21 protein-coding genes are annotated in these 24,600 nt (G+C 65.9%); all 21 read left to right on the top strand.

From position 1 onward, the window contains the following. The first annotated feature begins 642 nt into the window (after nucleotides 1-642). The 21 genes from dnaB (at nucleotide 643) to NS6_RS21775 (ending at nucleotide 24,362) form a co-directional block, all read left to right on the top strand. Nucleotides 643-2,025: a replicative DNA helicase gene (dnaB, locus tag NS6_RS21875; RefSeq protein WP_068044678.1), complete on the top strand. Its 1,383-nt coding sequence runs from the start codon at nucleotides 643-645 to the stop codon at nucleotides 2,023-2,025. A gap of 320 nt (nucleotides 2,026-2,345) precedes the next feature. After that, nucleotides 2,346-2,552 carry a heavy-metal-associated domain-containing protein gene (locus NS6_RS21870; protein WP_068044676.1) on the top strand — a complete coding sequence of 69 codons (207 nt, stop codon included), beginning with the start codon at nucleotides 2,346-2,348 and terminating at the stop codon, nucleotides 2,550-2,552. A gap of 364 nt (nucleotides 2,553-2,916) precedes the next feature. Continuing rightward, nucleotides 2,917-3,318: a putative copper homeostasis (lipo)protein LpqS gene (lpqS, locus tag NS6_RS21865; protein ID WP_068044674.1), complete on the top strand. Its 402-nt coding sequence runs from the start codon at nucleotides 2,917-2,919 to the stop codon at nucleotides 3,316-3,318. Nucleotides 3,319-3,423: 105 nt separating this feature from the next. Beyond that, nucleotides 3,424-4,551, top strand: coding sequence for a PLP-dependent cysteine synthase family protein (locus tag NS6_RS21860; protein WP_084471289.1), 1,128 nt, complete (start codon nucleotides 3,424-3,426; stop codon nucleotides 4,549-4,551). Beyond that, nucleotides 4,548-5,831, top strand: a complete 1,284-nt coding sequence (locus NS6_RS21855; protein ID WP_068044672.1) for an MFS transporter — start codon at nucleotides 4,548-4,550, stop codon at nucleotides 5,829-5,831. The genes NS6_RS21860 and NS6_RS21855 overlap by 4 nt, the downstream gene beginning before the upstream one ends. Before the next feature lie 252 nt (nucleotides 5,832-6,083). Beyond that, a complete protein-coding gene (gabT, locus tag NS6_RS21850) occupies nucleotides 6,084-7,445 on the top strand; it encodes a 4-aminobutyrate--2-oxoglutarate transaminase (RefSeq protein WP_068044670.1) in 1,362 nt (453 codons plus the stop codon). 404 nt (nucleotides 7,446-7,849) lie between these two features. Continuing rightward, entirely contained in the window at nucleotides 7,850-9,406 is a 1,557-nt protein-coding gene (locus NS6_RS21845; RefSeq protein ID WP_068044667.1) for a PucR family transcriptional regulator, read from the top strand. A gap of 224 nt (nucleotides 9,407-9,630) precedes the next feature. Next, nucleotides 9,631-10,572: an ABC transporter substrate-binding protein gene (locus tag NS6_RS21840; RefSeq protein ID WP_168443497.1), complete on the top strand. Its 942-nt coding sequence runs from the start codon at nucleotides 9,631-9,633 to the stop codon at nucleotides 10,570-10,572. Beyond that, entirely contained in the window at nucleotides 10,569-11,471 is a 903-nt protein-coding gene (locus tag NS6_RS21835; protein ID WP_068044662.1) for an ABC transporter permease, read from the top strand. The genes NS6_RS21840 and NS6_RS21835 overlap by 4 nt, the downstream gene beginning before the upstream one ends. Then, nucleotides 11,464-12,225: an ABC transporter ATP-binding protein gene (locus NS6_RS21830; protein WP_068044660.1), complete on the top strand. Its 762-nt coding sequence runs from the start codon at nucleotides 11,464-11,466 to the stop codon at nucleotides 12,223-12,225. Before NS6_RS21835 ends, NS6_RS21830 begins: the two co-directional genes overlap by 8 nt. A gap of 11 nt (nucleotides 12,226-12,236) precedes the next feature. Continuing rightward, nucleotides 12,237-13,604, top strand: coding sequence for a UbiD family decarboxylase (locus tag NS6_RS21825; RefSeq protein ID WP_168443498.1), 1,368 nt, complete (start codon nucleotides 12,237-12,239; stop codon nucleotides 13,602-13,604). A gap of 83 nt (nucleotides 13,605-13,687) precedes the next feature. After that, nucleotides 13,688-15,166: an NAD-dependent succinate-semialdehyde dehydrogenase gene (locus NS6_RS21820; protein ID WP_245669454.1), complete on the top strand. Its 1,479-nt coding sequence runs from the start codon at nucleotides 13,688-13,690 to the stop codon at nucleotides 15,164-15,166. Nucleotides 15,167-15,224: 58 nt separating this feature from the next. Next, a complete protein-coding gene (locus NS6_RS21815; RefSeq protein ID WP_068044654.1) occupies nucleotides 15,225-16,604 on the top strand; it encodes an aromatic ring-hydroxylating dioxygenase subunit alpha in 1,380 nt (459 codons plus the stop codon). After that, the gene (locus NS6_RS21810) at nucleotides 16,601-17,146 is read left to right on the top strand and encodes a 3-phenylpropionate/cinnamic acid dioxygenase subunit beta (protein WP_068044652.1); all 546 of its coding nucleotides are present in this window, start codon (nucleotides 16,601-16,603) and stop codon (nucleotides 17,144-17,146) included. The genes NS6_RS21815 and NS6_RS21810 overlap by 4 nt, the downstream gene beginning before the upstream one ends. Beyond that, nucleotides 17,146-18,309 carry an NAD(P)/FAD-dependent oxidoreductase gene (locus tag NS6_RS21805; RefSeq protein ID WP_068044650.1) on the top strand — a complete coding sequence of 388 codons (1,164 nt, stop codon included), beginning with the start codon at nucleotides 17,146-17,148 and terminating at the stop codon, nucleotides 18,307-18,309. The genes NS6_RS21810 and NS6_RS21805 overlap by 1 nt, the downstream gene beginning before the upstream one ends. A gap of 5 nt (nucleotides 18,310-18,314) precedes the next feature. Next, nucleotides 18,315-18,635 (top strand): 2Fe-2S iron-sulfur cluster-binding protein, encoded by a 321-nt coding sequence (locus NS6_RS21800; protein WP_068044647.1) that lies wholly within the window; start codon nucleotides 18,315-18,317, stop codon nucleotides 18,633-18,635. Nucleotides 18,636-18,679: 44 nt separating this feature from the next. After that, complete coding sequence (locus NS6_RS21795) at nucleotides 18,680-19,660, top strand: 2-hydroxyacid dehydrogenase (RefSeq protein WP_068044864.1); 981 nt, start codon at nucleotides 18,680-18,682, stop codon at nucleotides 19,658-19,660. After that, a complete protein-coding gene (locus tag NS6_RS21790) occupies nucleotides 19,657-21,381 on the top strand; it encodes a dihydroxy-acid dehydratase (protein ID WP_068044646.1) in 1,725 nt (574 codons plus the stop codon). Before NS6_RS21795 ends, NS6_RS21790 begins: the two co-directional genes overlap by 4 nt. A gap of 1 nt (nucleotide 21,382) precedes the next feature. Further along, nucleotides 21,383-22,021 carry a UbiX family flavin prenyltransferase gene (locus tag NS6_RS21785; protein ID WP_068044644.1) on the top strand — a complete coding sequence of 213 codons (639 nt, stop codon included), beginning with the start codon at nucleotides 21,383-21,385 and terminating at the stop codon, nucleotides 22,019-22,021. Nucleotides 22,022-22,104: 83 nt separating this feature from the next. Further along, complete coding sequence (locus NS6_RS21780; RefSeq protein ID WP_068044862.1) at nucleotides 22,105-22,854, top strand: SDR family NAD(P)-dependent oxidoreductase; 750 nt, start codon at nucleotides 22,105-22,107, stop codon at nucleotides 22,852-22,854. Nucleotides 22,855-22,910: 56 nt separating this feature from the next. Continuing rightward, nucleotides 22,911-24,362: an aldehyde dehydrogenase gene (locus tag NS6_RS21775; RefSeq protein WP_068044642.1), complete on the top strand. Its 1,452-nt coding sequence runs from the start codon at nucleotides 22,911-22,913 to the stop codon at nucleotides 24,360-24,362. The last annotated feature ends 238 nt before the right edge of the window (nucleotides 24,363-24,600 follow it).

Below are 24,600 nucleotides of genomic sequence, written 5' to 3'. Positions count from 1 at the left end.
GCATGCTTCGACCGGGGATCACGTGATGCGTGATCCCCGGTCGGTGTGCTCTTTTCTTCGGGGGTGTTAGCCAGTAGTTGGCTGGTCTTGTTGGTGGATAGATCCTCACGGCTGCGTCGTCGAGGTTTGTCTTCGGCGTGTCTGCGTTATCCACAGGATGTGAATCCTGTGGATCAATCACAAAACCAACCGGGCGTATTGTGACCCAGCTCATAACTGTTCGCTCGTCTGTTAACTCAACACGCCCGGCTGTTCAACAACTACGACACGCCGACGCTTTGTTTATCCACACTGTGTCGACCTCGAAAACCCCGGTCTAGCTGGGTATTTTTCCGGCCTGACCTGCGTTTTCCCCAGGTTGTCCACAGGTTGTACACAACAGGGGGTGAACTATCCCCAGGTTGTCCACAGGTCTATCCACAGGGCTGTTTGGCATGTGGATAGAACCTCGCCTAGGTTCATCCCAGCACCCCGTCGACGCTTCCGCCGGAAGCCGGCGGAACGGATCTATCTGGGTGATAGCTGGGATGTCTGAACACTGGTCGCAGACAGTTCTCGCCCCGACGAAACTGTCGGACCCGTGCAGTAGAACCATTCGGCACAGGGGTGCGTCCGGTCTGGAGGAGAGGACGGTCGAGTCTGATGGCAGTCGTCGATGACCGCGGGCACACGGACTTCCCACCCGAACCGCCCGGTGAGGATTTCGGGCGTCAGCCGCCGCACGATATGGCCGCCGAACAGTCCGTCCTCGGTGGCATGCTGCTCAGCAAGGACGCCATCGCCGATGTGATCGAGGTGCTGCGCTCCGGGGATTTCTATCGCCCCGCCCATCAGGCGGTCTACGATGCGATCCTCGATCTCTACGGCCGCGGCGAACCGGCCGACCCGGTCACCGTCGCCGCCGGCCTGGACCGCAGCGGCGAACTGAAACGAATCGGTGGCGCGCCCTACCTCGTCACTCTGACCCAGACCGTCCCCACCGCCGCGAACGCCGGCTACTACGCCGAGATCGTCGCCGAGAAGGCGATCCTGCGCCGCCTGGTCGAGGCCGGCACCCGGATCGTGCAGTTCGGCTACGCCGGCGCCGACGGGCAAGACGTCGCCGAGGTCGTCGACCGGGCCCAGGCCGAGATCTACGAGGTCACCGAACGCCGGACTTCGGAAGATTTCCTCCCGCTGGAAGACCTCCTCCAGCCCACCATGGACGAAATCGACTCCATTGCCTCCCGCGGCGGTATATCCCTCGGTGTCCCCACCGGCTTCTCCGAACTCGACGAGCTGACCAACGGCTTGCACCCGGGGCAGATGATCATCGTCGCGGCCCGGCCCGGCGTGGGAAAAAGCACGCTGGGTATGGATTTCATGCGCAGTTGCTCGGTTCGGAACGGGCTGGCGAGCGTGATCTTCTCGCTGGAGATGAGCCGGACCGAGATCGTCATGCGTCTGCTCTCGGCCGAGGCGAAGATCAAGCTCGGGGATATGCGCTCCGGGCGGATGAGCGACGACGACTGGACCAAGCTGGCGCGGCGGATGAGTGAGATCAGTGAAGCGCCGCTGTTCGTGGACGATTCACCGAACCTCACCATGATGGAGATCCGGGCGAAGGCGCGGCGGCTCAAGCAGCGCCACGATCTGAAACTCGTGGTTGTGGACTACCTTCAGCTGATGAGTTCCGGTAAGAAGGTCGAATCGCGGCAGCAGGAGGTCTCCGAATTCTCCCGGCATCTCAAGCTGCTGGCCAAGGAACTGGAAGTTCCCGTGGTCGCGATCAGCCAGCTCAACCGTGGGCCCGAGCAGCGGACGGATAAACGCCCACAGGTCTCTGACCTGCGTGAATCGGGATCTTTGGAACAGGACGCCGATATGGTGATCCTGTTGCACCGGCCCGACGCGTTCGAACGAGACGATCCGCGTGGTGGTGAGGCGGACCTGATCGTCGGTAAACACCGTAACGGCCCCACGGCAACCATCACTGTCGCTCACCAGTTGCATCTCTCCCGGTTCGTGGACATGGCCCGCGGCTGATCCGTGGGGGCGATTGCCGCGGAATCGGCAGGTGCTGTAGCGGCCGGCCTGCACAGTTCACAGGGGTTCGAGGTCGCGAGGTAGACGTTGTACGCGGCGGCTGCGTGGCCGGGTTCGGGGAGTATCGCGGTGCGGTTTGGGGGCAGACCGGGCGGTAATTCCCGTGTCGTAACGGTTGCGAGGTGTGCCGCTGCAATTCTCGCTCCGCTTGCTTGAATACCTAACGGGGGTAATGTATTCATTAACTGTCCCGCCGCAGCCGTTCGGTCATCACTGTCACCGGACGTCCGCGGATACTCACCAGATCGGCAGGAAACGATATGAGTACCGAGATCATCACCGTCACCGGAATGACCTGTGGAGGATGCGCTTCCAAGGTCCGCAAAGAGGTCGGTGCCGTCGCCGGTGTCACCGGTGTCGACGCGGATCCGGCTACCGGCCGGGTCACCGTCGAGTCCGGCGGTGAGGTCGACCCCGATGCTGTCAGGAAGGCCGTAGAAGCCGCCGGTTACCGAGTCGTCGTCTGAGCAGTCCGCTTCCGGGGTGATCCCTGTACCTCGGCCGGGTGCGGCGACTGCTCGTCTCCGTGGGGGCGACGCGGACCGGAGGCACCGCTCCCGGCGTCATCGGTGGGTCCGGTCGCAGGAGCCCCGGCGAGGATGAGTGTGGCGAGTAAGTTGTTCGGTGACCGCTGCGTTTCCGTTCGCCGACACGGGTCCTCGGCGTGAGAACAATTGAGCGAGACGAAGGAGGTGGTGCGGTGCCCGAGATATTCGGATACGTCGATGTACAGCGCGAACGCTCAGATCATGCTCGACATCGCGGCGCACCGTCTCCGGAAGCCGGGGCGCCGATACGCGGCCGCCGGGGCTCGGATCCGAGGGATTCGCGGTGAACCTGTGGGTCCGTGTGCGACGCATATCGGTGGCGCTGGTGATGGCGGTGCTACTGATCGCACCGATCCTCGACTGCACCCTGCACCTGGCAGGCGAGCACAGCCCGATCGCCGCACCGGCCGCCGGTAGCGCATATGCCGGTCACCTGCACGGCGTGAGCGCTCACTTCGACCACTGTGATCAGCACATGATCCACTGCATCGAGAAATCCGTGCTGCCTTCCGGTAGCGGGACTGTCCAGCAGTTGCTGTGGATGGTCCTGATCGGGTCGGTCACCGTCGCCGCGATTGCCCTGGTCTTCGCCGTTGCGCGCGGAATAAGGGGTCCGCCCGGCGGCGGCTTACCGGTATTGAACGGGCAAGCCGTTCTCACGAATTTCTGTATCTCCCGACGCTGATCGGTCAGCGCCAGGCCGAGACATTCACGTCGTCGGCCGGTGTTCGCTGCCCGCTCACCGTCTCGGCCGCCCTGTGTGGCGGTTCGGATACAGAAAGCGACAATCATGAACGACATCGTGTTCGGCAGGTCTGCCGAATCTGTTTCGACTGTGCTCACCCCGCCTGCTCCGGTGCGGGAGTCGAGTTCGCTGGTCGGCAATACCCCCGTTCTGTGGGTGGGGGAGCCGCTGGCTCCCGCAGGCCGCGGCTTCTGGGCGAAGCTCGAGGGTTTCAACCCCGGCGGGATGAAGGACCGGCCCGCGCTGCACATGGTCCAGCGGGCGAAACAACGTGGAGACCTGGCACCGGGGGCCCGCATCATCGAATCCACCAGTGGCACTCTCGGATTGGGGCTGGCACTGGCGGGAGCGGTCTATCACCACCCCGTCACCGTGGTGACCGATCCGGGGCTCGAGCCGATCGTGGATCGCCTGCTCGCCTCCTACGGTGCGCGGGTCGAGATGGTGGCCGAACCCCATCCCAGCGGCGGCTGGCAACAAGCACGCCGCGACCGGGTCCTCGAACTCATGGCGGCCGAGCCCGGGGCATGGTGCCCCGACCAGTACAGCAATCCCGACAATATCGACGGATACGAATCGCTCGGACTGGAGCTGATAAAGCAGCTCGGCGAGGTAGATGTGCTGGTGTGCGCTGTCGGGACCGGCGGCCACTCCGCAGGCGTGGCGCGGGTGCTACGCCGATCCAACCCGGACCTGCAGCTGATCGGTGTGGATACGGTCGCCTCCACAATCTTCGGCCAGCCCGCCGGACCGCGGGTCATGCGCGGGCTCGGGTCCAGCATCTTCCCGCGCAATGTCGACTACTCGGCCTTTCGTGAAGTGCATTGGGTGGCGCCGGCCGAAGCCGTATGGGCGTGCCGGGCGCTGGCCGGAACGCACTACGCGACCGGCGGCTGGAGCGTAGGTGCCGTGGCACTGGTCGCCGGATGGGCCGCACGCACACAGCCGGAAGGCTCGCGAATCGCCGCGGTCTTCCCCGACGGCCCCCAGCGCTACTTCGACACCGTCTACAACGACGACTACTGCCGCGAGCACGGCCTGCTCGATACCGATCCGCCGATCGAACCGGACGTTATCGAGCATCCCGGTCAGCGGGTGGTGCGCTCGTGGACCCACTGCACCACCGTTGTCGACCCGTACGCCACCGACCCGGCAGGAGGAGCCGCATCGTGACCGTACTGAGGAGCTTCCGCAGCTTCGACCTCGCCGCTCGGTTACTGATGATCAACCAGTTCGGCATCAACCTCGGCTTCTACATGCTGATGCCGTATCTGGCCGGCTACCTCGCCGGACCGCTCGGCTTGGCGGCCTGGGCGGTCGGCCTGGTGCTCGGTGTCCGAAACTTCTCCCAGCAGGGCATGTTCCTCATCGGCGGCACCCTCGCCGACCGGCTCGGTTACAAACCCTTGATCGTCGCGGGCTGTCTGCTGCGTACCGGCGGGTTCGCGCTCTTGGCGTTCGCCACCTCGCTGCCGTGGGTGCTGATCGCATCCGCCGCAACAGGGTTTGCCGGAGCTTTGTTCAACCCGGCAGTACGTGCCTATCTGGCGGCCGACACCGGGGAACGGCGCGTAGAAGCGTTCGCAGTGTTCAATATCTTCTACCAAGCCGGCATCCTGGCCGGTCCGCTGGTGGGCCTGGCATTGATGTTCCTGGATTTCCGCGTGACCGCCGCGGCCGCGGCGGTCGTGTTCGCAGTCTTGACCGTTGCGCAACTGTTCGCGCTGCCGGCGCGCCGCGAGCAGAAGGCGGCCGAACACACCTCGGTGCTGCAGGACTGGCGCGCGGTGGCGGCCAACCGCCGCTTTTTGTTGTTCTCGCTGACGATGATCGGCTCGTATGTACTGTCGTTCCAGGTGTATCTGGCCCTACCGCTGCAGGCCGAATATCTGGCCGGTGCGCATGCACAAGTGCTTGTATCGGCGCTGTTCGTGGTCTCCGGTGTGGTCGCCGTAGCCGGGCAGCTGCGGATCACCGGATGGTTCCGGGCGCACTGGGGAACCGGGCGCAGCCTGGCGGTGGGGATGGCAATACTGGCTGCGGCGTTCCTGCCGCTACTCGTGATACCCGGCCCCGGGCGATTCGGCGTCCCCGCCGCGATCGTCGCACTACTCTTGTCCACTGCGGTGCTTGCGGTCGGAACCGCCGCGGTGTTCCCCTTCGAAATGGATACCGTCGTTTCGCTCGCGGACGGAAAACTGGTGGCCACCCACTACGGTTTCTACAACACGATCGTGGGTGTCGGAATCCTGGCAGGCAACCTCGCCACGGGCGCGGTCGTCGGGGCTGCGCGCGCCGCGGGTGCGGATTGGGCGGTATGGGCCGGGCTCGGCCTCATCGGGGCAGTGGCGGCCGTGACGTTGTATCGGCTCGACCGGTCGCAGCCGGAACAAGCAGCTGGTGAAGGCGTGCCCGGTATCCGAGGCGAACCGGTGAGTCCGATACGCCGCTGAGCCCGGCAGCCGGGTCCGGCGCGGCCCGCCCGTTCGGAGTACCCGCCGGGTGGGCCGCGGTGCTGCTCTGCTCGGGTCTCGATTCGGGCCGGTGACGAAGCCGGGACCGGTGGTCGAGCAGGCCGGTCGTGCCTGGCATGTGCAGGAACTCGCCCGGTTGTACAAGACCGGTACGGCATCACGACGGTTCGGACGGTCCGGTGGTCCGGTTCCGCCTCCTAGAGTCGCGGTGACCAGACTGGGAGGTAGGCAATGACCGCAGTTCAGGTGCCTGACGGGGCACAACCAGACCAGGTACGCCGCATCCGGACCGAAATTCCCGGACCACGTTCGATGGAGCTCGCACAGCGCCGGGGCGTTGCGCTGCCGGCGGGTTTGGTCAGCAGCGCGCAGGTGTACGTGCAAGCGGCGGGTGGTGGAGTGGTCGTGGACGCGGATGGTAACTCGTTCATCGACTTCGGTAGCGGTATCGCGGTGACCACGGTCGGGAACGCGGCACCACGGGTAGTCGAACGGGTGACCCGACAGGTGCAGGCATATACCCACACTTGTTTCCTCGCGACACCGTACGAGCCGTATATCGCGGTGGCCGAAGAGCTCAACGCAGTTGCCCCGGGAGACCACGCGAAGCGGACCGCACTGTTCAACACCGGCAGCGAAGCGGTGGAAAACGCGGTCAAATACGCGCGTGCGTTCACTGGGCGGCCCGCCGTGGTGACCTTCGATCATGCGTTCCACGGCCGGACCCTCATGACGATGAGTATGACGGCCAAGAATCGGCCGTACAGGCAGGCGTTCGGACCCTTCGTGCCGGAGGTGTACCGGGCTCCGCTGCCCTATCCGTATCGGTGGCCGAGTGGTGCGGCCGCTGCTGCCGACGAGGCGTTCGCACATCTGGAACTGCTCGTGGATTCGCAGGTCGGAGCGGAATCGGTGGCGTGCCTGATCATCGAACCGATCCAGGGGGAAGGCGGATTCATTGTTCCTCCGGATGGCTTTCTGCGGCGGGTATCGGATTTCTGCCGGGAACGCGGCATCGTTTTCGTCGCCGACGAGGTACAGACCGGGATCGGCCGGACCGGTGCCTGGTTCGCATCCGAACACGAGGCTTTGGTCCCTGACCTCGTGGTGACTGCCAAAGGGCTGGCGGGCGGTATGCCGCTGGGTGCGGTAACCGGCCGGGCGGACATCATGGACGCGGCCCCCCCGGGGGGGATAGGCGGCACGTACAGCGGAAATCCCGCGGCGTGCGCGGCTGCGCTCGCGGTGTTCGAGACGATCCGTGCGGATGGGCTTCTCGAACGTGCCCGCGCCATCGGCGCCGGGATGACCACCGAACTGACGGCCATGGCGCGGGATTGTGCCTCGATCGGTGAGGTCAGGGGCCGGGGCGCGATGATTGCGGTCGAACTCGTGCATCCCGGTACGAAACGCCCGGACGCCGCCGCGGTGGCGGAGCTCGGCCGGTACTGCCAGGAACGCGGCCTACTGACCTTGTCTGCCGGAACATACGGCAATGTGCTGCGTTTCCTGCCGCCGTTGACCATCTCCGACGAACTGCTTGCCGAGGGGCTCGGAATTCTCCGTGACGGCTTCGCCGCCAGGAGCAGTTGACGTACTGCTGCGGGGGTTGCGGCCCAGCGTGATTCGCCGATCGTGCTCGGGGTGCGCCCTACGGCGCCGGCGTGCCCTGAGGGTCTGCTGACCCCGGCCGCGGTGTTTCGCCGGTGACTCGGGCTGGGGAGAACTGTGGACAACCTCGGACCTCCACCGCCGATCGTCGCCGGGCAGCCTGATCTGCGATCCGGGAGTGGGATGCTGCGAGGTGTCCGGCGCAGAGTCAGGTCGCTGTTCTGCCGCGGAAATCGAAAGACGATCAACAATTCGGTCGCGGGCCGTGGTGGCTTTACCAGTGTTGGTAGCCGACAGCTATTTCAGATGTGAAATAGGGTTACTTGAACGAAATACACAATTGCAAACCCGCAGCTATCCTCGCTGGACAAGCTAGGAGGTCAGCGGTGGATTCGACGCTGCGCAGCATTGTCGGTAACGGGTCGCTCGGGATCAGGGTGCTCGTCGGGGAGGATCGGCTCGATATCGATGTGTCGTGGGTGGCGACCAGTGAACACGAAGACCCCACTCGCTATCTGAACGGCGGGGAAATACTGCTGACCACCGGTATGCAGTTCCCTGCCGGTCGTGATTTCGGCGGATATGTCGAGCGCTTGGCCAAGGTGGGCGTGGTGGCGCTCGGGTTCGGACTGGGGCCGGTGCACGACGCGGTGCCCGGGGAACTGGTCGCAGCCGCGCAGCGGTGGGGCATGGTGCTGTTGGAGATCGCCTCGCCCACACCGTTCATCGCGATCACGAAAGCGGTGGCGGATGTGATCGCCGAGCGCACCCACACTGTCGAGGCGCGCGACAACCGGCTACGCGAAACCCTCACCCGGGCAGCGCTACGGGGTGGTGCCGAGGGCCTCATCGATGTGCTCGCGAAACAAGGCGCGTCCTGGGCGGCGCTGCTGTCGCCAGTGGGGGTTGTTCGTACCGTCGCACCGCGGCGGGCGGTCCAGCGGCTCGACGATGTGCAGGATGTGCTGGCCCGGACCCGGGAAGCGGGAGCGTTCGGCAGTGCCTCGGTGATCGCGAATGGGGAACGGATCGAGATCCTGCCGCTGGGCGGGCGTTCCCGGCATCTCGGGACATTGGTGGCCGGCGGCCTTCCGGAACTCCCCGGGCAGCGTGACCGGCTCGGCTCGATCGCCGCCGACGTGCTGGGTTTCGAACTCGAGCTGGAGACCACCCGCAAGCTTGCCGAACGCCGGCGGATCGATTCGCTGGTGATGATCATGGACAATCGCCTGCTGCCGGCCGACCAACTCACCGTGCTGCTCGGCGACCCGCTCGCTTCCGGTCGGATTGCGGTCGCCGTGATCCACGTGCCCAAAGAAGAAATCGATGCGGTGCGCGGGGATGTCGAGGCGTACCGGTCGAATGTGCTGGTCGCGCGCTATAAGAGCCGGCTTGCGATGTTCATGAACGAGCGCCATCTGGACGCCGGCGCGATCGAGCGAACATTGGTCAACGCCAGCCGGCACGCCGTCGGAATCGTGGTTGCGTCCGGTATCGAGCATGCCGAGCGGGCGCTCAAACAGGCCGATCGAGCTGCCACCGCCGCGGCCGCCACCGATATGGGAGTGCTCGAGGTCGGTGGCCGGATCGGACCCACCTACTCTGCGATGCTGGTGGCGGCCGACGAAGGAGATATCGCGGCCAGCATCTTCGCACCGATCGAAGTAGCCGACGGCCGGCGCGCCGGAGATCTGTGCCGGACCGTCATCGCCTGGCTGGGGCTCAACGGTCAGGTAGAACCCACCGCCGAACTACTCGGCGTCCACCGGCACACCCTGCGCGCCCGGATCCGCCGGCTGGAGCGTCTGCTGGGCAAGCCGCTGTCGGATCCGACCCTGCGCGCTGAAGTCTGGTTCGCGGCTTTGCAGCGCTATCCGCAACTATCCGAACAGGCGATGGATCGAATGCGAAATTGTCCATTCGGGAGTGTCCGAGCCGTGTGACCCCGCTCTTATGGTTGACCCATCGACGGTAACCGGTGGTCCAACGCCACGGAAACCGCGGTCGAACTCTCGCTCTGCGGAGATCCGCCGACGACGCCATGTCGTCCCTCGTATCCGGGGCGAGAGACGTGGGAACAGGTCAACCGGTCAGGAAGGGCCCACACATGACACCTCAGCGAAAGACTACCGCCGGGCGAAGAGTGCGAATATTCGGCATCGGAGTCGTGGCCGCCCTCGCACTCACCGCCTGCGGAGCCTCGGGATCGGAATCCGATGGGCCCAAGGTTGTTGTCGGCGGCTCGGATATCGGGATCGCCGCGCTCATGGTGGAGGCGATCGAACAGGCCGGTGCGGAACTCGGTGTGGAGGTCGAGTACAAGCCGATGGCGCAGAAGACTGCGCAGATCGCCTTGACCAACGGCGATATCGACCTGGGCTTCATGAGCATGGTCAATCTGGCCGCGGCCCGGGAACAGGGACATGAGGTCGTGGGTATCGCGCCCACCTGGGCCGCCAACAGTTCGATGCTGGTGAAAGAGGATTCGCCGTATCGGTCCGCTGCGGAACTGAAGGGTGAGCCGGTGGCTTCGCTGCACCGGACGGTGAGCGTTTTCGCGGAGTCGTATTTCGTGCTCGGCGATATGGGCATCGATATGGAGAAGGACTACCGGCTGATGCTCGCCGATTCCGGCGGTTTGCTGCAAGGACTGCTCGACACCGGAGAGATGAAGGCGATCACCCAGTACGAGCCGAACTCCACCCGCATGCTGCACGAGGGCGGATACCGCGAGGTGTTCCACACCTCGCACTACTGGCAGGACAAGGGTCGTGCTCTCGTACCGTCACAGAACTGGGCGGCGCGCAAGGATTGGTTGCAGGCCAACGACGCCGGGCTCATCCAGCGACTGGCCACCCGGGCGACCGAGATCGCGAAAACCGACGCGTCCATCTACGAGGCGAATGCCGAGGCAGTGAATCTGCCCGCGCCCGAGGGCACCGCGCTGCTGTTCGAACGCTTCGCTCCGTTGCTGCTGCTCGGCTACACCGACGAGAATTTGGCGGCGGCACAGGAAGAGCTGGATCTCGCGAAGCGGCTCGGGTTGCTGCACGGTGAGCACGATGTGACCACCATGGTGCTGTCCGGCGGCGACGAGGCGCAATCGTGACCGGCCTGTCGACCGCGCCGAAACCGGCCGGGGTACGCACCGAACGGACGAGAGTGACCGACGCCGAGGCGAAACCGTCGCTCACCGCGCGGATCGCCGGCTCGTCGACTGTGTTCCGGCTGGCGTTCCTGGCGACCGTGGTGATTCTGTGGTCCATCGGCAGCGCGACTGTGCTGGGTGATGTATTGCCCAGTGTCACCGACACCTTCTCCGCGCTGTTCGAGTTGCTGACCGGCAGCCAGTTCTACGAGCATATGTGGCTCACCGTGCGCCGGGTACTGGGCGGGTTCGCCATCGCCTATATCGCGGCGTTCGTGATCGGCACCGCCATGGGTCGTTCGCGCAAGGGCGAATCCTTCTTCGAACTGTTCATTGTCACCGGTATGTCGCAGCCGGGCATCTTCATCGCGATGATCATCCTGATCGCCCTGGGGCTGAAAGAGTCCAGTGCGATCATCGCCATCGGCTATCTCGCGATCCCGATGATCGCGGTGAACTTCTGGCAGGGCACCAAACGCCTGGACACCGACCTCCAGGAGATGTCGCAGGTCTTCGGGTACTCCAGGGTCGCTCAGTTCCGGCACGTGATCCTTCCGCAGCTGGCCGGTCCGGCGATCACCGCGGCCCGGCAGGCCTTCGGCGTGTGCTGGAAATACGTGGTGATGATCGAGCTGCTGGGGCTTTCCGACGGGGTCGGGTACCAGGTGAACCGGGCTTTCCAGCTGTATGACCTGACCTCGGTAATCGCCTGGACCGTCGGCTTCATGATCTTCGTAGCGCTGTTCGAATACATCGTGCTGCGACCGCTGGAACACCGCGCCTTCCTCTGGCGCGAGCGGCCGATGGGCAGATCCGGCGGCCGGAACACCGTGATCGAGGACGGAGACGAGCATGTCTGAGCCCATCATCACTTTCGACAGTGTGTGCAAGAGTTTCGATATCGCCGGCGGGGATTCGCTGCAAGTACTCGACGATATCTCGTTCTCGGTGGGGGACGGTGAATTCGTAGCCGTGCTGGGGCCTTCGGGCAGCGGTAAGTCGACACTGCTGAATATCCTGTCGGGTCTGCAGAACCCGACGAGCGGCCTGCTCGACGCGCCGTCACCGGATGAGATCGGGTTCGTCTTCCAGCGGGCTCGGCTGCTGCCCTGGCGTACGGTCGAACAGAATTTGGCGATCACCCGGGCCGCTCGGGCAGAAGGCCGGCGCAATCCCTTCCAACGCGATATCGCCGACTACCTCGCGGCGGCCGGGCTGTCCGACTACGGCGGCTTCTATCCCGCGGCGCTGTCCGGCGGTATGCAGCAGCGGGTTTCGATCGCACGGGCATTGGCCACCGAACCGGCCATGCTGCTGATGGACGAACCGTTCTCGGCACTGGACGAGATGACAGCGCGCAAGCAGCGGGCGTTCCTGCGCGACCTGTGGTTGAAGCGCCGCTCGACGATCGTATTCGTCACCCACAATGTGATGGAGGCGATTTCACTGGCGACCTCGGTAATCGTGCTGTCGGCACGGCCGGGGCGGGTGCTCGACCACATCGCCGTCGACGCCGAACATCCGCGCAGTCTCACCGATCCCGCGGTCGAAGCGGTGTACGAGCGGGTCATGGGTCTGCTCGGGGTCGGCGAGCGCGACCGCGCGGCGCTATGACTCCCGGCGCCGTGAACACCGCAGTGGGTTCACTTCGGGAACAGATCGCCAGATTGCGCGAGCTGGGTGCGCTGAGCACGGTCGAGCGTCCGGTCTCGCCGGTACACGAACTGGCTGCGGTGGCGCAGCGCTGCGACGTCGAGAACGGGCCCGCGTTGCTGTTCACCGACGTCGGAAAGCGTTCCGGGCGGGTCGTGATCGGCACCGACGGAACTCGGGACCGGGTGGCCGCGGCGCTCGGCGTCGAGGTCGGTGAGCTCACCGAACGGTACGCGCGGGCCCTGACCGACCCGATCCGGCCGGTCGAAGCCGGCTCGGGTCCGGTGCACGAGAACGTGCGTACCGGCGATGAGATCGATCTGACCGAACTGCCGATCCTCACCCATTTCGAACACGACGGCGGACCGTATATCACCTCCGGGATCGTTACCTCGGTGCATCCACACACCGGTGAGCGGAACCTGTCCTATCACCGGATGCAGGTGAAGGGCGCCCAGGAGCTGCGCATGGTGATCGTCCCGCGGCACCTGCACCGCATCTATGAGGCGTACGAGGCGATGGACCGGCCGATGCCGGTGTCGATCGTGCTGGGCGTGGATACGCCGCTGCGGTTCGCCGCCGGCACCTCGGGCTCGGCGGTGCCGTTCGGTTTCGACGAATACGCAATAGCCGGCGGATTACGCGGGCGCGGCGAGGAACTCGTGCGCTGTGTCACCAACGACCTGCTGGTACCGGCCCATGCCGAGATAGTCCTGGAGGGATATGTACCTGCCCACGAACGGGCCGATGAGGGGCCGTTCGCGGAGTTCGCCGGGTACTACAAAGGGGTGACCCCCCGTCATGTGGTCCGGATCACCGCGATCACCCATCGCCACGATCCGGTCTACCAGGGACTGGTCTCGGGATCGGCCGAGCAACTGTTGCTGATGGGGCTGCCGAACGAACCGGCGATGCTGACCGCCATGCGCGGCGGAATCGCCGGGGTCCGCTCGATCAATGTGACCCAGGGCGGCCTGCACAAATTCCATGTCGTCGTCTCCGTGGACAAACAGCACGAAGGTGACGGCAAGGATGCGATCGTCGCCGCCTTCGCCGCCCACCGCGATGTCAAACTCGTCGTCGTCGTGGACCACGACGTCGATCCGTTCGATCCGGTGGCCGTAGAGCGAGCGGTCGCCACATGGTTCCGTGCCGGCGAAGATCTGGTGGTTCTCGCCGGCGGCAAGGGCAACCCGGTCGACAAGCTGCTGACGGCGGCGGGCACCACCACTCGAATGGGCATGGATGCCACGGCGCCGCTCGCCCCCGCCTCGGCCGATACGCGCGCGGTGATACCCGGCGCCGCGCATATCGATCTCGGTGAATGGCTCGTCGGCTGAGCCGGCCCGGCCGAACCGCTTTTCCCCGTAAACCGACCCGGCGTGCCGACGCGCGCCCGGTAGACATCCGAAGGAAGACCGACGTGACTCTGGCAGCAGAATCCTCAGCGGGCGTGGACCTCACGGCCGCAACGCTCGACCGGGCGTTCGTCGGTGGGCAATGGCTCACCGCCGACTCCGGCGCGGATATCGCCGTCACCGATCCGGCGACGGGGGAGCGCATCGGATCGGTCCCTCGGATGGGCCGCGCGGAAACTCTCGCGGCGATCGAGGCCGCGCACGCGGCATGGGGGCCGTGGCGCGCGCTCACCGCGTCCGAACGCTCGGCGGTGCTGCGCCGCTGGGCCGGTCTGGTGTACCTGCACCAGGATCGGCTCGCCGAACTGCTCACCGCCGAGCAGGGGAAACCGCTGGCGGAATCGCGGGCCGAGATCGGTGCCTCCGCCGGCTTTCTCACCTGGTTCGCCGAGGAGGGCCGGCGCGCCTACGGCCGCACCATTCCGACCGACCGCGCCGATCGCCGCCTGTCGGTGATCCGGCAGCCGGTCGGTGTGGTCGCCGCCATCACCCCGTGGAACTTTCCCAGTTCGATGATCACCCGCAAGGCGGGCCCGGCGCTGGCGGCGGGCTGCACCATGGTGGTGAAACCTTCCGAGGAGACTCCACTCTCGGCTCTCGCGCTGGCCCGGCTGGCGGAGGAGGCCGGTGTACCGGCCGGTGTGTTCAATGTGGTGACCGGTTCGGCGCGTGAGATCGGCGGTGCGCTCACCGATAGTCCGCTGGTGCGCAAACTGACCTTCACCGGCTCCACCCCGGTGGGCAAACTGCTGGCCGAACAGTCGGCGGCGACGGTGAAACGGGTCTCGCTGGAACTCGGCGGCAATGCGCCGTTCATCGTGTGTGACGACGCCGACCTGGATGCCGCCGTGGCGGGCGCGATCGGATCGAAGTTCCGCAACGCCGGGCAAGCTTGCGTCGCTACGAACCGCATCTATGTACAGGACGGCATCCACGATCGCTTCGTCGAGACGTTCACCGCGCGGGTACGCGAATTCGTGATCGGTAACGGCGCGGCCCCGGGGACGGAGGTAGGCCCGATGATCAACCCCGGCGCGGCGGCGGCGATGTCGGCACTGCTCGACGACGCGGTGGGCGGCGGCGCCCGGATCGTTACCGGCGGCGCCCCGCATCCGCACGGCGCGGCCTTTTTCGCGCCCACCGTGTTGGTGGACGCGGCAGACGATATGGACTGCTGCCGGGCGGAGACCTTCGGCCCGATCGCGCCCATCATGCGCTTCGGCGAGGACACCGAAGTGATCCGCCGCGCGAACGCCACCCCCTACGGCCTGGTCGCGTACTGCTACACCACCCATTACCGCAGGCTCAACCGGTTCGCCGAGGAACTGGATTTCGGGATGGTCGGAATGAACGATTTCTCGGTCTCCACCGAGGTCGCGCCGTTCGGCGGCGTGAAGGAATCCGGAATCGGCCGGGAGGGGGCGCAGGACGGGCTCGACGAATACACCGAGGTCAAATACGTCTGCACCGGCGGCATGAGCTGACCGGGACCCGTTCGGAACGCAGCGTGCGGGCCCGGGCAGTTCTCACCGAGGAGTGAAAATGAGGAAATCGATCGACGAACTGGTCGATGTCGACAACGAGGGCACCGTCGCCCGGGAGATATTCGTCGACGACGAATTGTTCGAGCAGGAACTCGAGCACATTTTCGGGCGGGCATGGCTTTTCGTCGGGCATATCGGACTGGTCCCGAACCCGAACGACTATTTCCAGTCCCGGATGGGCACCGACCCGGTGATCCTGACCCGGGACAAGGCGGGCGATATCCACGTACTGCTCAACACTTGTACGCACCGCGGGATGAAATTGTGCCGATCGGATCAGGGCAATACCCGGACCTTCACCTGCCCGTATCACGGCTGGAGTTTTTCCACGGACGGCCGGTTGGTATCCCGGCCGGGCGGACTCTACGGTGTGCCCGGCTTCGAGAAGCACTATCACTCCGAGCTCGACAAGCAGAAATGGGGACTGATTCCCGTTCCGCGAGTGGAGGTCTACAAGGGCACCGTATGGGCTTCCTGGGATATCGGCGCGCCGTCGCTGCTCGACTATCTCGGTGATATGCGGCTGTACCTGGACTACGCCCTGGACTATCGCGACGGCCGCCCCGACGGTGCCGAGGTGATCGGCGGCGTCCAGAAATGGCGGGTCAATGCCAACTGGAAGATGATCCCGGAGAACTTCATCGGCGACCTCTACCACGATGTGAGCCACCGGTCGGTGGACGCGGTGGGCATCGGGCCCAGCGGTAAGGGCCGTCGCGACAAATTCGGCAACCGGGTCACCCTGTGTTTTCCCCAGCACGGCCACGGGGTGATCGGCCAGCTTCCATTCTACGAAGAGTACGAGGGTGTTTCGGGCACCTGGGGTGACAGTCCCGAAGCGCGCGAGTATCACGAGCACGTGCACCGCAGCCGGGTGCAACGATTCGGAGACCGCATGCGGGTCGCGATGAGCGTGGGCACCATCTTCCCGAGTATGTCCTTCCATGGGCGGCAACCACGGACGATCGCCTGGGTACATCCCCTGAGCGCCACCGAGACAGAGATGTGGCGCATTTTCCTGGTCGACCGGGACGCGCCCGACACCGTCAAGGACGAGGCTCGCCGCTACTACATGCGGTACTCCGGGCCGGGCGGGATGACCGAATCCGACGATATGGAGAACTGGTCGTATGCCACCCGGGCGAGTACCGGCTGGCGGTCCCGGCAATTGCATTTCAACTACCAGATGGGTCTCGGTCACGCCCGTCCCGTTCCCGGGCTGGCGCACGCGGTGGAGAACGGTGAGTACAACGAGGAGAACGCACGTGCCTTCTATCGGCGCTGGTCTCAGTTCATGAACGCGTCTTCGTGGAAAGAGATTCCGATGCCGGACGGCACCGGATCCGAACTGGTTACCGACAGCGAGGCGCGACAGTGACGAGCACCGCGGCCGGGTTTCGTGGACAGGCCTACATCGAACTGATCCGGGAAATCGAAGATCTGTACTACCGCGAAGCGGATCTGCTCGACGATCGTGACTTCGAGGCGTGGCTCGAACTGCTCGACGACGACCTCGTGTACTGGATGCCGCTGGTGCGCAACGTATCGAGCCGAGAACAGAGCGCACTGAGCGAACAGGGCTCCGATATGGCGTGGTTCGACGAGGACAAGGAGACTCTGCGTAAGCGGGTCGCGCAGCTGCGCACCGGTATGCACTGGTCGGAGGAACCGGTATCCCGGGTAACCCGAGCGGTCACCAATATCCGGGTCGCCGAACATGATCCGGCACACGGTGAGATCGTCGTGCGCTCCAAGTTCGTCCTCTATCAGAACCGCCAGGAGGACGAGGTCAATCTGTTCGCCGGCAAACGGCGCGATACCTGGCGCCGTCGTGCCGCGGCGGACTGGGGGCTGCGCCGGCGAGAGATTCTGCTGGACCAGAATGTACTCCTGGCCAAATCGCTGACGGTGTTCTTCTGATGCCGGGCAGCAACGGCACTGTCGTCGTCGGCGGCGGCCAGGCCGGTGCGGAAGTGGCCTTCGCTCTGCGGGCGGCCGGATACCACCGGCCGATCACGCTACTGTGCGGTGAACGGTATCTGCCCTACGAGCGTCCGCCGCTGTCGAAAGGTGTACTCACCGGCGCCACCGACCCGGCGAAACTCGTCATCCGCGCGGCACGGGCATACTCCGCCAAACAGATCGACGTCCGGCTGGATACGCGGGTGGTCCGGATCGACCGCCGGTCACGCTGCGTGCACACGGAATCCGGGGACAGCTTCCCGTTCGACTCACTGGTCCTGGCCACCGGCGCCGACGCGGTCCGGCCGCCGTGGGCGGATACCGGCCGGGTACACACCATCCGCACCCTCGACGACGTTCGCGCCGTGCGGCCCGGCGTCCGCGACCGGGTCGCCGTGCTCGGCGGGAGCTTCCTCGGACTCGAGGTTGCCAGTTCATTGGCGACGCTGGTGAAGTCGGTGACGGTGGTGGAATCGGCCCGGCGAGTACTACCCGGGCGGGTCTCCGAGTTCACCGCGAACCGGATCCGCGCACTGCACGAACAGCGCGGAATCCGCTTCGTCCTGGGTTCCCGGGTCGACAGGGTCTGCGCGGCGCCGGCCGGTTCCGTGCTCGAATTGGCCGGCGGGGCTCGCGTCGAGGCCGATTGGGTCGTGCTGTCGATCGGTGCCACGCCTCGCGACGAACTCGCCCGCGACTGTGGAATCGCCACCGCGCGCGGGATCCTGGTCGATCCGTGCTGCCGGACCTCCGACTCCGGCATCTACGCGATCGGCGATGTGGCGGTGACGCCCGCGCCGGCCGGCACCGTGGTCGGAATCGAATCCGTTGCCAGCGCGATGACCCAGGCCCGGATCGCCGCTGCGGCGATCACCGGAACCCCACCCCCCGCGCCGCGGCCCGAAACGTTCTGGTCGGAGCAGTTCGGAACGCAACTCCGGATCGCCGGGCTGGTGGCTGCGGGCCGCGGCGTCACCGACAGCGTCACCGAATTCGAAGACGGCGGATTCGTGGTGCGGCGCGCATGTGCCGGGACGCTCGTCGCGGTCGAGACATTCGGGAGCCCGAAAGAATTCGCACTCGGGCTGCGGGAACTGACAACAACCACGACCGGCAGGTGATTCGGATGAAGATCGTATTCAACTACAAGACCGGCATGCCTTCGGTCTCACTCGATATCGACGAGGGACTGACGGTGATGGAGGGCGCCCGGCAGGAGGGCGTCGAAGGGATCGTCGCCGAATGCGGCGGTGGCGCTATCTGCGGCACCTGCCATGTGATCGTCGACAGCGAGTGGTTCGACAGGTGTGGACCGCTGGATCCCACCGAGGAGGTACTGCTCGGACTGAACCCGGAACGGGCGGCGACCAGCCGCCTCGCCTGCCAGATCGAAGCCGGCCCCGAGCTCGACGGAATCTCGGTCACCGTCCCGGAAAATCAGGTTTGACCGGCACCGCAACGTTTATCGCACAACATGTTCAGGAGAAGAAGATGACAAGCAAGTCCAAGGTTCTGGTGTCGGCCCCGCTCGCCGCCGATCTCCTCGCGCGGATCGAAACCGAGTACGACGTGATCCAGTTGCCCTCGGCGAATGTTCTCACCGCAGGTACTGCGGGTGAGTACGCGGAGGTTGTCGGATGGCTCACCACGGTGAAGCAGCCGGTGAACGCGGGCATTCTCGCCGAACTCCCGGCGGTGCGGACGGTGTCGAACTATGCCGTCGGCTACGACAATATCGACGTGCCGGCCGCGACCGGCCGCGGCGTCCGGATCTGCAATACCCCCGGGGTGCTCGACGATGCGGTGGCCGCGCTGACGGTCGGGGCGATCCTGAACGCTGTCCGCGGCCTGTCCCGCGCCGAACGGTTCGTGCGCAGCGGGCAGTGGGCCGCGGGCTCGCCGTTTCCGCTCACTTCCGATGTGCACGGCAAGACGATCGGCATTCTCGGTCTGGGACGGATCGGCAAGCGGGTGGCACCGGTGATGGCTGCGTTGGGTATGCGGGTGATCTATCACAACCGCAGGCCGATCGAGGGTGAGGTACCTGCCGGTGCGGAGTATGTCGGGCGTGCCGAACTGCTGGCCGGCGCCGATGTGGTGCTGTTGATGGTGCCGCTGTCCCCGGCCACCGAAGGATTCATCGGTGCCGCCGATTTCGCAGCCATGAAGGACACGGCGTACTTCGTCAACCCGGCGCGGGGCGCGCTCGTCGACGAACCCGCTCTGGTCGAGGCACTGCGCAGCGGCAGTATCGCGGGCGCCGCGCTGGACGTGATGGCCGTGGAGCCGCTGCCCGCCGACAGCCCGCTGCTCGAACTCGACAATGTCACCCTGCTGCCGCATATAGGCAGCGCCACCGTCGAAACCCGGCGTGCGATGGCCGAACTCGCGGTGGACAATCTGCTCGACTCGCTGGCGGGTCGGGACCCGAAGGGCGCGGTGAACGAGCTGCCGGCCGGGGCCTCGCTATGAGTCCCGCGGCGTCGCCGCCCGGCCCCCGCGGGATCGACAACAATCTCACGCACTACGGGGACCGCGGTTTCGCTGCCTATCTGCGGCGCAGTTTCACCAAGTCCATGGGGTACACCGAGAACAGCCTGGCCCGACCGACAGTCGGAATCGTGACCTCGGAGAGCGGTTTCAACAACTGCCACCGGCAGATGCCGGAGCTGGTGCGTGCGGTCGAACGCGGAGTGTTGCTGGCGGGTGGACTGCCGGTCGCTTTTCCGACCATCTCGCTCGGTGAGCCGTTCCTGTACCCCACTTCGATGAAGTTCCGGAACCTGATGGCGATGGATGTCGAGGAGATGATCCGGGCGCAGCCGGTGGACTCGGTCGTCTTGGTGGGCGGGTGCGACAAGACCGTGCCTGCTCAGCTGATGGGTGCTTTCTCTGTGGATAAACCCGCGGTCCAGCTGGTCACCGGGCCCATGATGACCGGTAGCTATCACGGTGAGCGGCTCGGCGCCTGCACCGACTGCCGGCGCTTCTGGGGCCGGTATCGGGCCGGGGACGTGAGCATCGAGCAGATCGGCGCCGTGGAGGGCAATCTGGCCACCACCTCTGGTACCTGTGCGGTGATGGGCACAGCCAGCACCATGGCCTGCCTCGCCGAGGCGCTCGGGGTATCGCTGCCGGGAACCGCCGCGATCCCGAATGTGCACGCCGACCGCCTGCGGGCCGGTGAGAACAGCGGAGCCCTGGCCGTCGAACTCGCCCGGACCGGTGTGCCACCGAGCGCTGTGGTGACCGAGGAATCGGTGGTGAACGCGCTACGGGTTTTGCTGGCGACCGGGGGATCCACCAACGCGGTGATCCATTTGACGGCAATGGCACGCCGCCTCGGTCTCGGCTTCGGTGCCCGCGAACTGAACGAACTGAGCGATACCACCCCGGTGCTCGTGGATCTCAAACCCTCCGGCGAGCACTACATGGAAGACTTCCACCGGGCGGGGGGTGTTCCGGCGGTGTTCCGGGAACTCGGCGAGCTCATGAATCTCGACTGCCCCACCGTCACCGGCCGTACCTGGCGCGACATTCTCGCCGATACCGACCCGTGGCGCGACGAGAGGGTCGTCCGGCCGCTGGGGGCACCGGTGTCACCGGTCGGCGGAATCGTCTCGCTGGCAGGCAATCTCGCTCCGTCGGGGGCGATACTCAAGCGTTCGGCGGCCGATGCGCGGCTGTTCGAATCGGAGGGCCGCGCGGTGGTCTTCGAATCGCTGGCCGATCTGGCCGAGCGGATCGATGCGCCGGATCTCGATGTGGAACCCGGGGATTTCCTGGTGCTCAAGAACGCAGGCCCGGTGGCCGAGGCGATGCCGGAGGCGGGGTACATCCCGATTCCGAAGGTGCTCGCGGAGAAGGGCGTCAAAGATATGGTCCGGATGTCGGATGCCCGGATGAGCGGGACCGCCTACGGCACGATTGTGCTGCACATCGCGCCGGAGGCCGCGGTCGGCGGGCCGCTCGCTCTGGTCCGCGACGGCGACCGCATCCGGCTCTCGGTGCGCGATCGGTCGCTGGAACTGCTGGTCAGTGCCGCGGAACTGGAGCGGCGCCGCGCTCAGTGGGCGCCACCGACCCCGGCGACGCCCGAGCGAGGCTACGCGCGGCTCTATCGCGAGCACGTCCTACAGGCCGATCAGGGCTGCGATTTCGATTTCTGCCTACCCGTGGCCGCGGAGGTGTGACATGGACGCACCGCGGCGGATAGTTGTGGGAATTTCCGGGGCCTCGGGCGCGGTACTCGGGATTCGCGCACTGGAGATGTTGCGCGCGGCCGGGATCGAATCCCATCTCGTGATCACCCGCAGTGGTAAGGCGACGATCGGTCAGGAAACCGACTACACGGTGGCCGAGGTACTGGCCCTCGCCACCCACACCTACTCCGATAACGATCTCGGTGCCGCGATTTCGAGCGGCTCGTTCCGGACCGACGGGATGCTGGTGGTGCCGTGCAGCGTGAAAACGCTTTCCGGGATAGCGAATTCCTATGATGAGAATCTGCTGGTGCGGGCGGCCGATGTCACCCTCAAGGAGCGGCGGCGCCTTGTGCTCCTGCTGCGGGAGACACCGCTGCACGCCGGGCATATCCGTTTGATGGGACAGGCGACCGAAGCGGGCGCGATCATCATGCCGCCCCTGCCCGCCTTCTACACCCGCCCGCAATCGGTGGCCGACATCATCGATCACAGTGTGGCGCGCGCGCTGGACCTGCTCGATATCCGCACCGGAACGGACGCCGGCTGGACCGGATGGCAGAGCTACGACCACCGGGAACCGCTGCTGCGGGACCGTACCGGCGGCCCTGTCGTGAGCGAGGCCCGGTGATGGGCGAAAGCGGCCCCTTTCAACACGATCGATCTACATCCGATATCAGCGCGGATGCCGCGCGGCATACTCCAGGAGGAACAGTGGGGGAACTGACCGACCGCGTCGTCATCGTCACCGGCGCGACCGTGCATCTGGGCCGCGCCTACGTGAGCGCGCTCGCCGAGCGCGGCGCCTCGGTCGTCGTGGCCGATCTGTCGGGCAGCGCGGCGGTGGCCGGCGAGATCCGGCGCGCGGGCGGAACGGCGATCGGTGTCGATATCGACCTCCGTGAACCGCGCAGTCTCGAAACGATGGCCGAACGTGCCTGGACGGAGTTCGGCGCGGTGCACGCGCTCGTGAACAACGCAGGATATTTCCGCACCATGTTCCGTGGCCCGTTCGAGTCCATCCCGGACGACGACTGGGACCGCTGCTTCGAAATCAATGTGAAGGGCACCTGGTATGCCATCCGTGCGGTGGTGCCGTGGCTGCGCAGATGCGGGGGCGGCAGCATCGTGAACATCTCCTCGGCCACCGCGTTCAAAGGGCTCGGGAATGTGGTGCACTACGCGGCCGCCAAGGCTGCGATCACCGGGATGACCCGGTCGCTGGCCCGGGAGCTGGGCGCCGACGGTATCCGGGTGAACGCCGTGGCACCGGACTACGTACCGGACGACGACCTGCACAACCGCAGCCCGGCGGCCGGGGACCGTGCCGTCGCGAACCGCTGCCTTGCCCGGAAACAAACGGCCGAGGATCTGGTCGGGTCCGTCGCGTACCTCGTCGGCGCGGGCTCTGCCTTCGTCACCGGCCAGACTCTGCACGTCAACGGCGGATCGTATTTCGGATGACCACCCGACTCTCTCGTCTCGCGCGCCGGTCGTGGCGCACTCCCAGGAGAACGCCCATGATGAATTTCGCGCATATCGACGGCATCGTCGTCAGTACCGACCACTGGATCGGCGGTGAGCGGGTGTCCTCGGCGCGCCGGTTCGACGACCATTCCCCGATCGACGGTGGTCTGCTGGCGCGGGTCTCCCGCGGTGGCGCAGCCGAAGCCGACCTGGCACTCTCCGCTGCCACCAAGGCATTCCCGGAATGGCGGGATACACCGATCGAGCGCCGCGCGGCGATCCTGCGGCGGATGCACGATTTGATCATCGACCGGACCGAGGATTTCGCACGGGTGGAAACCGCCGATCAGGGCGGACTGCTGTCCTACTACACGGGCGAGCGGGGGATTCGGCGATCGGCATCGAATTTTTCCGCCTTTGCGGATATGTTGCTCGAGCGGGCCGACCCGGCGTTTGCGGGCGACGGCCACCACAGTCGAGTGAGTATCACCGGAACGGGGCCGGTCGTGCTGATCAACCCGTGGAACGGTCCGCTGCTGCTCGAATCGTGGAAGGTCGCGCCGGCTCTGGCCGCCGGGAACACGGTGGTGCTCAAACCCTCGGAATGGACACCGCTGACCGCGTCGCTGCTGGCGGATATCTCGGTCGCCGCCGGATTGCCGCCCGGCGTCCTGAACGTGGTCCAGGGATTGGGCGAAGAAGTGGGCGCGCTGCTGGTCGCGGATCCGCGGGTGCGCCGGATCAGTTTCACCGGGTCGGTCCCCACGGCCCGCGCCATCGCGGCCGCGGCGGCGCCGAACCTCACGCCGTGCTCCTTCGAACTCGGCGGGAAATCACCGTTCGTCGTCTTCGCGGACGCCGACCTCGACGCCGCGGTGCGCACTGCCCGACGGCAGTACTCGAATGCTGGACAAGTCTGCCTGATCGGCAGCCGGCTGCTGCTCGCCGAGGAGATCTACGAGGAATTCCTCGACCGCTTCACCGCGGCGATGGACGGATTCGTGGTCGGTGACCCCCGTAACCCACATACCGATATGGGCCCACTGATCCATCACGAACAGTTCCAGCGGGTGGACGGATTCGTACAGCGCTCGCTCCGTGACGGCGCGCGTGCCGTTTTCGGCGGCGGTCCGCTGCGCGACGACGGCAGCCTCTACTACCGGCCGACTCTGCTGGTGGATATGGAGCCCGGCGCCGAGATCGTCACCGAGGAGGTGTTCGGGCCGGTACTCACCGCGCAGTCGTTCGCCTCGGAAGACGAGGCGATCGCGATGGCCAACGGGACCCGCTATGGGCTGACGGCCACACTGTTCACCGGCGACGAGATACGGGCCGAACGGGTGGCGGCACGCCTGGACGTGGGCACCGTGTGGGTCAACTGCTTCTGGATCCGCGATCTGCGGGCCCCGTTCGGCGGGACCGGGGAATCGGGTGTGGGCCGGGAAGGCGGCGAATGGAGTTTCGACTTCTACTCCGAGGTCAAGAACACCGTCACCGGCGAGTAAGGGCCGGGTTGCGGCATGACACACCTGGAGCGGCCAGATATCCACGATCCCTTGCCGAGGCCGGGACCCTCTCGCCCTTTCCGGTATTTCGCGCAAAAAACGCGGGAGCGGACCGTATGGTCCGCTCCCGCGTTCGGTTACTCGATTCGGGATCAGGCGACCGGGGTGGGCTCCGCGGTCGCGGGCTCCTTCGGTTCGCCTTCCTTGCGGTTGCGGCGGATGCTGGAGAACACCGCGG

The sequence above is a fragment of the Nocardia speluncae NBRC 108251 genome, from assembly GCF_001613245.1.
GTDB lineage: Bacteria > Actinomycetota > Actinomycetes > Mycobacteriales > Mycobacteriaceae > Nocardia > Nocardia speluncae.
The sequence above is the reverse complement of the archived record's forward strand: the minus strand, read 5'-3'. Positions and strand labels throughout refer to the sequence as shown.

Bases quoted from the DNA above. Each gene is read 5' to 3' on its own strand.
- dnaB (WP_068044678.1), top strand. From the start codon at position 643: ATGGCAGTCGTCGATGACCGCGGGCACACGGACTTCCCACCCGAACCG.
- NS6_RS21870 (WP_068044676.1), top strand. From the start codon at position 2,346: ATGAGTACCGAGATCATCACCGTCACCGGAATGACCTGTGGAGGATGC.
- NS6_RS21860 (WP_084471289.1), top strand. From the start codon at position 3,424: ATGAACGACATCGTGTTCGGCAGGTCTGCCGAATCTGTTTCGACTGTG.
- gabT (WP_068044670.1), top strand. From the start codon at position 6,084: ATGACCGCAGTTCAGGTGCCTGACGGGGCACAACCAGACCAGGTACGC.
- NS6_RS21830 (WP_068044660.1), top strand. From the start codon at position 11,464: ATGTCTGAGCCCATCATCACTTTCGACAGTGTGTGCAAGAGTTTCGAT.
- NS6_RS21815 (WP_068044654.1), top strand. From the start codon at position 15,225: ATGAGGAAATCGATCGACGAACTGGTCGATGTCGACAACGAGGGCACC.
- NS6_RS21805 (WP_068044650.1), top strand. From the start codon at position 17,146: ATGCCGGGCAGCAACGGCACTGTCGTCGTCGGCGGCGGCCAGGCCGGT.
- NS6_RS21800 (WP_068044647.1), top strand. From the start codon at position 18,315: ATGAAGATCGTATTCAACTACAAGACCGGCATGCCTTCGGTCTCACTC.
- NS6_RS21795 (WP_068044864.1), top strand. From the start codon at position 18,680: ATGACAAGCAAGTCCAAGGTTCTGGTGTCGGCCCCGCTCGCCGCCGAT.
- NS6_RS21790 (WP_068044646.1), top strand. From the start codon at position 19,657: ATGAGTCCCGCGGCGTCGCCGCCCGGCCCCCGCGGGATCGACAACAAT.
- NS6_RS21785 (WP_068044644.1), top strand. From the start codon at position 21,383: ATGGACGCACCGCGGCGGATAGTTGTGGGAATTTCCGGGGCCTCGGGC.
- NS6_RS21775 (WP_068044642.1), top strand. From the start codon at position 22,911: ATGATGAATTTCGCGCATATCGACGGCATCGTCGTCAGTACCGACCAC.